This is a genomic window from Streptomyces sp. NPDC059567, assembly GCF_042735655.1.
Lineage (GTDB): Bacteria > Actinomycetota > Actinomycetes > Streptomycetales > Streptomycetaceae > Streptomyces.
Map to the genome: position 1 here is coordinate 1 of NZ_JBHWBS010000081.1, position 6,312 is coordinate 6,312.

The window sequence follows — 6,312 nt, forward strand, 5'->3', positions numbered from 1 at the left end:
CTCGCTGGGGGGGGCCATCCCCCGGGGCGCCCCCCCCGGCCCGCCCCAGCGGGCCCCCGCCCCGCCGCCCCGCCCCCCCCGGTCAGGCCACCGTCAGGCGACGATGTTGACCAGCTTCGGGGCGCGCACGATCACCTTGCGGATCTCCGCCCCGCCCAGCGCCGCGACCACGTTCGCGTCGCCCAGCGCCAGCGCCTCCAGCTCCGCGTCCGAGATGGACGGGGAGACCTCCAGACGCGCCTTGACCTTGCCCTTGATCTGCACGACGCAGGTCACGGTCTCGTCCACGACGTACGCGGGGTCGGCGACCGGGAAGTCCTGGTGGACGACCGAGTCGGTGTGGCCCAGCTTGCGCCACAGCTCCTCCGCGATGTGCGGGGCCAGCGGGGCGACCAGCAGCACCAGGCGCTCGGCGACCGAGCGCGAGACCGCGCCGCCCGCCTTGGTCAGGTGGTTGTTCAGCTCGGTCACCTTGGCGATGGCGGTGTTGAAGCGCATGGCCGCCATGTCCTGCGAGACGCCGTCGATCGCCTTGTGCAGGGCGCGCAGGACGTCCTCGTCGGGCTCGGTGTCCACGACCGTGACCTCACCCGTCGACTCGTCGACGATGTTGCGCCACAGCCGCTGCAGCAGCCGGTACTGGCCGACCACCGCGCGCGTGTCCCACGGGCGGGAGACGTCCAGCGGGCCCATCGCCATCTCGTACAGGCGCAGGGTGTCGGCGCCGAACTCGGCGCAGATCTCGTCCGGGGTGACCGCGTTCTTCAGGGACTTGCCCATCTTGCCCAGGACGCGGCTGACCTTCTCGCCCTGGTACCAGTAGCCGCCGTCGCGCTCCTCGACCTCGGCCGCCGGCACGGCGATGCCGCGCGCGTCGCGGTAGACGAAGGCCTGGATCATGCCCTGGTTGTACAGCTTGTGGAAGGGCTCGGCCGAGGAGACGTGGCCCAGGTCGAACAGCACCTTGGACCAGAACCGCGCGTACAGCAGGTGCAGTACGGCGTGCTCGGCGCCGCCGACGTACAGGTCGACGCCGCCGGTCGGCATGCCCTCGCGCGGGCCCATCCAGTACTGCTCGATCGCCGGGTCGACCAGCTTCTCGGAGTTGTTCGGGTCCAGGTAGCGCAGCTCGTACCAGCAGGAACCGGCCCAGTTGGGCATGGTGTTGGTCTCGCGGCGGTACTTCTTCGGTCCGTCACCCAGGTCCAGGGTGACGTCGACCCAGTCCTCGTTGCGGGACAGCGGCGTCTCGGGCTGGGTGTCGGCGTCGTCCGGGTCGAAGGTCCGCGGCGAGTAGTCGTCGACCTCCGGCAGCTCCAGCGGCAGCATCGACTCGGGCAGCGCGTGCGCGACACCGTCCTCGTCGTAGACGATCGGGAAGGGCTCGCCCCAGTAGCGCTGACGGCTGAACAGCCAGTCGCGCAGCCGGAAGTTGACGGTGCCCTCGCCGATGCCGCGGTCGGCCAGCCAGGCGGTGATCTTCGCCTTGGCCTCGACGACGCCCAGGCCGTCCAGGGAGATCTCGTCGTTCGCGGAGTCGACCAGCTTCGCCTCGTACGAGGCGAAGGCGTCGTCCCACGTGGACGGGTCGGTGCCGCGGTCGTCGCTCGGCTCGACGACGCAGCGCATCGGCAGCTCGAAGGCGCGCGCGAAGGCGAAGTCGCGGGCGTCGTGCGCGGGGACGGCCATGATCGCGCCGGTGCCGTAGCCCATCAGGACGTAGTCGGCGATGAAGACCGGGACCTGCTCGCCGCTGACCGGATTGGTCGCGTACGCGCCGGTGAAGACGCCGGTCTTGTCCTTGGCCTCGGCCTGCCGCTCGACGTCGGACTTGGAGGCGGCCTGCTTGCGGTACGCGGCGACGGCGTCGGCCGGGGTGGCGTGGCCGCCCGTCCACACGTCGTGGGTGCCGGCGGGCCACGCGTCCGGGACGATCTTCTCGACCAGGTCGTGCTCCGGGGCCAGCACCATGTAGGTGGCGCCGAACAGGGTGTCCTGGCGGGTGGTGAAGACGGTGATCGCACCGGTCTCGCCGACCTGGAAGTCGACGCGGGCGCCCTCGGAGCGGCCGATCCAGTTCCGCTGCTGCAGCTTGATGGCCTCGGGCCAGTCCAGCGCGTCCAGGTCGTCCAGCAGGCGGTCCGCGTAGGCGGTGATGCGCATGTTCCACTGGCGCAGCTTGGACTTGAAGACGGGGAAGTTGCCGCGCTCGGAACGGCCGTCGGCGGTGACCTCCTCGTTGGCCAGCACCGTGCCCAGACCCGGGCACCAGTTGACCGGCGCGTCGGAGGCGTACGCCAGGCGGTACTCGCCCAGGACGTCGGCGCGCTCGACGGCGCTCAGCTCGCTCCACGCGCGCGTGGAGCCCGGAACGTCACGGGTGCCGTTCTCGAACTGCTCGACCAGTTCGGCGATCGGACGGGCCTTCCCGGCCTCGTCGTCGTACCAGGAGTTGTAGATCTGCAGGAAGATCCACTGCGTCCACTTGTAGTACTCCGGGTCGATCGTGGCGAACGACCGGCGCTTGTCGTGGCCCAGGCCCAGCCGGCGCAGCTGGACCTTCATGTTCTCCATGTTGGCCTCGGTGGACACGCGCGGGTGCGTGCCCGTCTGCACGGCGTACTGCTCGGCCGGCAGGCCGAAGGCGTCGAAGCCCAGGGTGTGCAGCACGTTGTGGCCGGTCATGCGCTGGTGACGGGCGAAGACGTCCGTGGCGATGTAGCCCAGCGGGTGGCCGACGTGCAGGCCCGCGCCCGAGGGGTACGGGAACATGTCCATGATGAACTTCTTGGGCCGGGCGGCGATCGCCGGGTCGCCCGCCAGGTCACCGGTCGGGTTGGTCGCCTCGTAGGTGCCCTCGGCGTCCCAGAAATCCTGCCAGCGTGCCTCGATGTCGGCGGCCATGGCCGCCGTATAACGATGCGGGGCCGCCGTCTCGGCAGCCGAATTCATCTCGCTCATGATCCTTGAAGCTCCATCGATCGTCTCTGCCCACTGCCCGCGAACTGCACTGCCACGAAATGAAAAATCCCCTCGCACAGGAGGGGACGCCGCGCCGATTCCGACCGGATCTTTCATCCGTCGGGACTGATCAGCGCGGCTCGCTAAGCAGAAGGCGTACGGCACGCATGGCGCCAGGGTACCGCAGGGCCCGAGCGGGCCGCACCGACGTTCCGACCCGTGGCCGAACGACCTTCGGCGGGCACATCGCCGTGGGCACGCCGTGCTTCCCGGCCGCCCGAGGCGCCCAGGTTACTCCGCGTATCGCCCCTATCCGGGGCAACCCCAAAGTCAGTTGGCCGTTGGGAGTCCCGTAAACACGCAAACCACCTACCGGTCGGTATGGGGCGACCTAACATGCGGCGCAACGGGACTGCTTATCCGCACCATTCGGAGTCGCCCCTATGAACCCTCATCGCAAGAAACGCTCTACCCCCGCCGAGCGAACCGGTATGAGCCGGCCGGTTCAGGGCGGGCTTTCCGTCGCGGCGCTGGTGATCATTCCGCTGCTCGCCATCGGCGGCAGCGACGCCTTCCGGGCGGCGCTCGACTTCACCAGCGGCGTGCTGTCGCTGGTGTCCCTCACCGCGTCGGTCGCCTGGGGTCTGATCGCCACCGACCGGCTGCTGCTCTCCCCGCGGCACCGGCTGCTCGCCCAGGGCATCCACCGGGCCACCGCCGTGGCCTCGCTCGGCTTTCTGCTGCTGCACGCCACCGTCAAGGTGTCCCTGGGGCACGTCGAGCCGATCGGCGCCCTGATCCCCTTCGGCCTCGGCATCACGGGCACGTCGGCCCTCATCGGCTTCGGCTCGCTCGCCGGGCTGCTCATGGTCGTCGCCGCCTCGACGGGCGCCCTGCGCAGCACACTCGCGGGCAGAAGCCGCTTCGCCGCCCGCTGGCGGCCGCTGCACATGCTGGCGTACCCGGCCTGGTGCTTCGCGCTGGTCCACGGTCTGTACACCGGCAGGCCCGCCGCCACATGGGTCGTCGTCATGTACTGCCTGGCCCTGACCTCCGTCGCCGCGGCCGTCTCCCTCCGGATGCTGCCCGCCCCGACACAGCGGGCGCTCGCCGACCGGTTCGTCGGGCTCCTGGCATCGCTGGAAGGCCGCACCAGGGCCGAGGGACCCGACCAGGCGGGCGAACCGGCCGAGACCCCCGCCAGAGCCGAGGACGAGGGCGAGCGCGGCTACGAGCCGCCCACCGTGTCCGCCGAGTGGCTGGACCGGCCCACCGGCCGGCCCTCCCTGCCTCCCCCGCCCGAACCGCTCGCACCCCCCGTACCGAGCAGCCGGCTGTACGAGTCCCCTCCCCCGCTGTTCGAGTCCGCTCCCCCGCTCTACGAGCCCACCTCACCGCTCTACGAAACGGCTCCCCCGAGCCCGCCCCCGGCCCCGAACGCCGGCCCCGGCACCTCCGCCGGTTTCTCGGCCGCCTACCGCGCGGTGTCCCGTGCCGCCGCCCCGGCGCCCGACCCGTACACCTCCGGCGACGCCCCGCTCGCCGAGCGCATACCCATGACCGAGGAGCTCCCCGTCGTCCCCGATCCCACCCTCCGTCCCGGCTACTGGCCCACGCCCTCGCCCCCGATGCCTACCTACTCCAGCCCGCCCCCCGCGGGTGAACCCTGGACCGCACCCGCAGGAGACCGCCCGTGAACGCCCCGCTCCCCGACGTCCCCGAGGTCCGCGTGGTCGGTCTGCCTCAGCTCACCCAGGGCTTCGACCTGGTCGAGCGGCTCGGTCTGGAGATGCATCTGAAGGTGCACGGGCCGCTGGATCCGATGAGCGGCGAACGGCTCGCCCAGCTCGCGGACGAGATATCCCTCCACGGGCGCGGTGGCGCCGGTTTCCCCTTCGGCCGCAAGCTGAGGGCGGTCGGCAAGGCGGCGATCCGCCGTGGGATACGTCCCGTGGTGGTGGTCAACGGCAGTGAGGGCGAGCCCGCCTGCCGCAAGGACACGGTGCTGCTCAACCGCGCCCCGCACCTGATCCTGGACGGCGCCCTGCTGGCGGCCGAGGCGCTCGGCGCCCGGACGCTGATCGTGGCCGTGACCCGCAACTCCACGGAGATCTCCATCCGCTCTGCGCTCGCCGAGCGGGGCCTGTCCGACCGCCGTGGGCAGGCTCTACGCGCGCGTGTCATCCGAACTCCCGAACGCATGGTCTCCGGGGAGGCGTCGGCGGTGATCCGCGCGATCGGCGGCGGCCCCGCGCTGCCCCCCGGCCGCCGTGAGCGCGCGGCGGAGTCCGGGGTGGGCGGGGCACCCACACTGCTCTCCAACGCCGAGACGTTCGCCCAGCTGGCCGTGGCCGCCCGGATCGGTCCGCGCCGCTACGGCCACACCGGCCTGGAGGCGGAGCCCGGCACGGTCATGCTGACGATCTCCGGGGCGGTCGCGCGCCCCATGGTGGTCGAGGTGCCGACGGGCGTCCCGCTGCGGTACGTGCTCCAGCTGGCCGGGGCCCCGCCGCTGCCCCAGGGCGTCCTCACGGGCGGGTACCACGGCAACTGGATCGACTCGATGGCGGTCGACAACGCCGTCGTCTCGCGGGCGTCCCTGTCGGCCGTCGGCGGTTCGCTGGGCGCCGGGGCGATCCTGCCGATCGGCCCCGAGACCTGCCCGATCGGCGAATCCCTACGGGTCGCGAACTGGCTCGCGGCCGAGACGGCGGGCCAGTGCGGGCCCTGCCGGCTCGGTCTGCCCGCGGCGGCCGGCGGCCTCTCGGACGTGCTCAACGGAGGCGGTCCCGCCGCGCTGGAGGCGCTGCGGGAGGTCACGCAGGCGGTGAAGGGCCGCGGCGCGTGCAAGCACCCCGACGGCTCGGCCCGCTTCTTCGCCTCGACCCTCTCGGCCTTCACGGACGATCTGGCCGCCCATGTCCTCGACGGCGGCTGCGGACGCCCGACCATCGGCGTGCTGCCCCTCCCCGCCGCCGGCTACCAGGACGCTGAGGAGTCGATCCCGAGCGGCGAGAAGCTGGCCGTGGACTGGACGCTGTGCCAGGGACACGGGCTCTGCGCGGACATCGTCCCGGAGCTGATCAGACTGGGCCCGGACGGCTACCCGGCGCTCGCCGACGCCTCCGTGCCGATGCATCTGCGAGGACGGGCGCAGCGGGCCGTACGCCGCTGTCCCGCGCTGGCGCTCCGGATCGAGCAGGGTCCCCAGGAGCGGCCGGCCCTTCCGCCGGGCCCCGGCCGTAAGGCACTGGGCAGCGGCCGGGGTTGACACCCGGCCCCCTGAACACGAATTATGGGGGGGGGGGGGGGCGGGGAGGTTGGTCGTGGGTGTGATGTTTGGGTTGTGAG

At 72.0% G+C, this 6,312-nt stretch carries 3 protein-coding genes; 2 read left to right on the plus strand and 1 reads right to left on the minus strand.

What is annotated here, in order from left to right:
• Positions 1–93: 93 nt before the first annotated feature.
• Complete coding sequence (gene leuS / locus ACFVZW_RS27995) at positions 94–2,961, minus strand: leucine--tRNA ligase (RefSeq protein ID WP_384526763.1); 2,868 nt, start codon at positions 2,959–2,961, stop codon at positions 94–96.
• Between the two features lie 491 nt (positions 2,962–3,452).
• Here leuS and ACFVZW_RS28000 point away from each other — a divergent pair, with 491 nt between their 5' ends.
• Together ACFVZW_RS28000 and ACFVZW_RS28005 are read left to right on the plus strand one after the other, a co-directional pair.
• Positions 3,453–4,658 (plus strand): hypothetical protein, encoded by a 1,206-nt coding sequence (locus ACFVZW_RS28000; protein WP_384526765.1) that lies wholly within the window; start codon positions 3,453–3,455, stop codon positions 4,656–4,658.
• Positions 4,655–6,232, plus strand: a complete 1,578-nt coding sequence (locus tag ACFVZW_RS28005) for an NADH-ubiquinone oxidoreductase-F iron-sulfur binding region domain-containing protein (protein ID WP_384526768.1) — start codon at positions 4,655–4,657, stop codon at positions 6,230–6,232. The genes ACFVZW_RS28000 and ACFVZW_RS28005 overlap by 4 nt, the downstream gene beginning before the upstream one ends.
• Positions 6,233–6,312 lie beyond the last annotated feature (80 nt).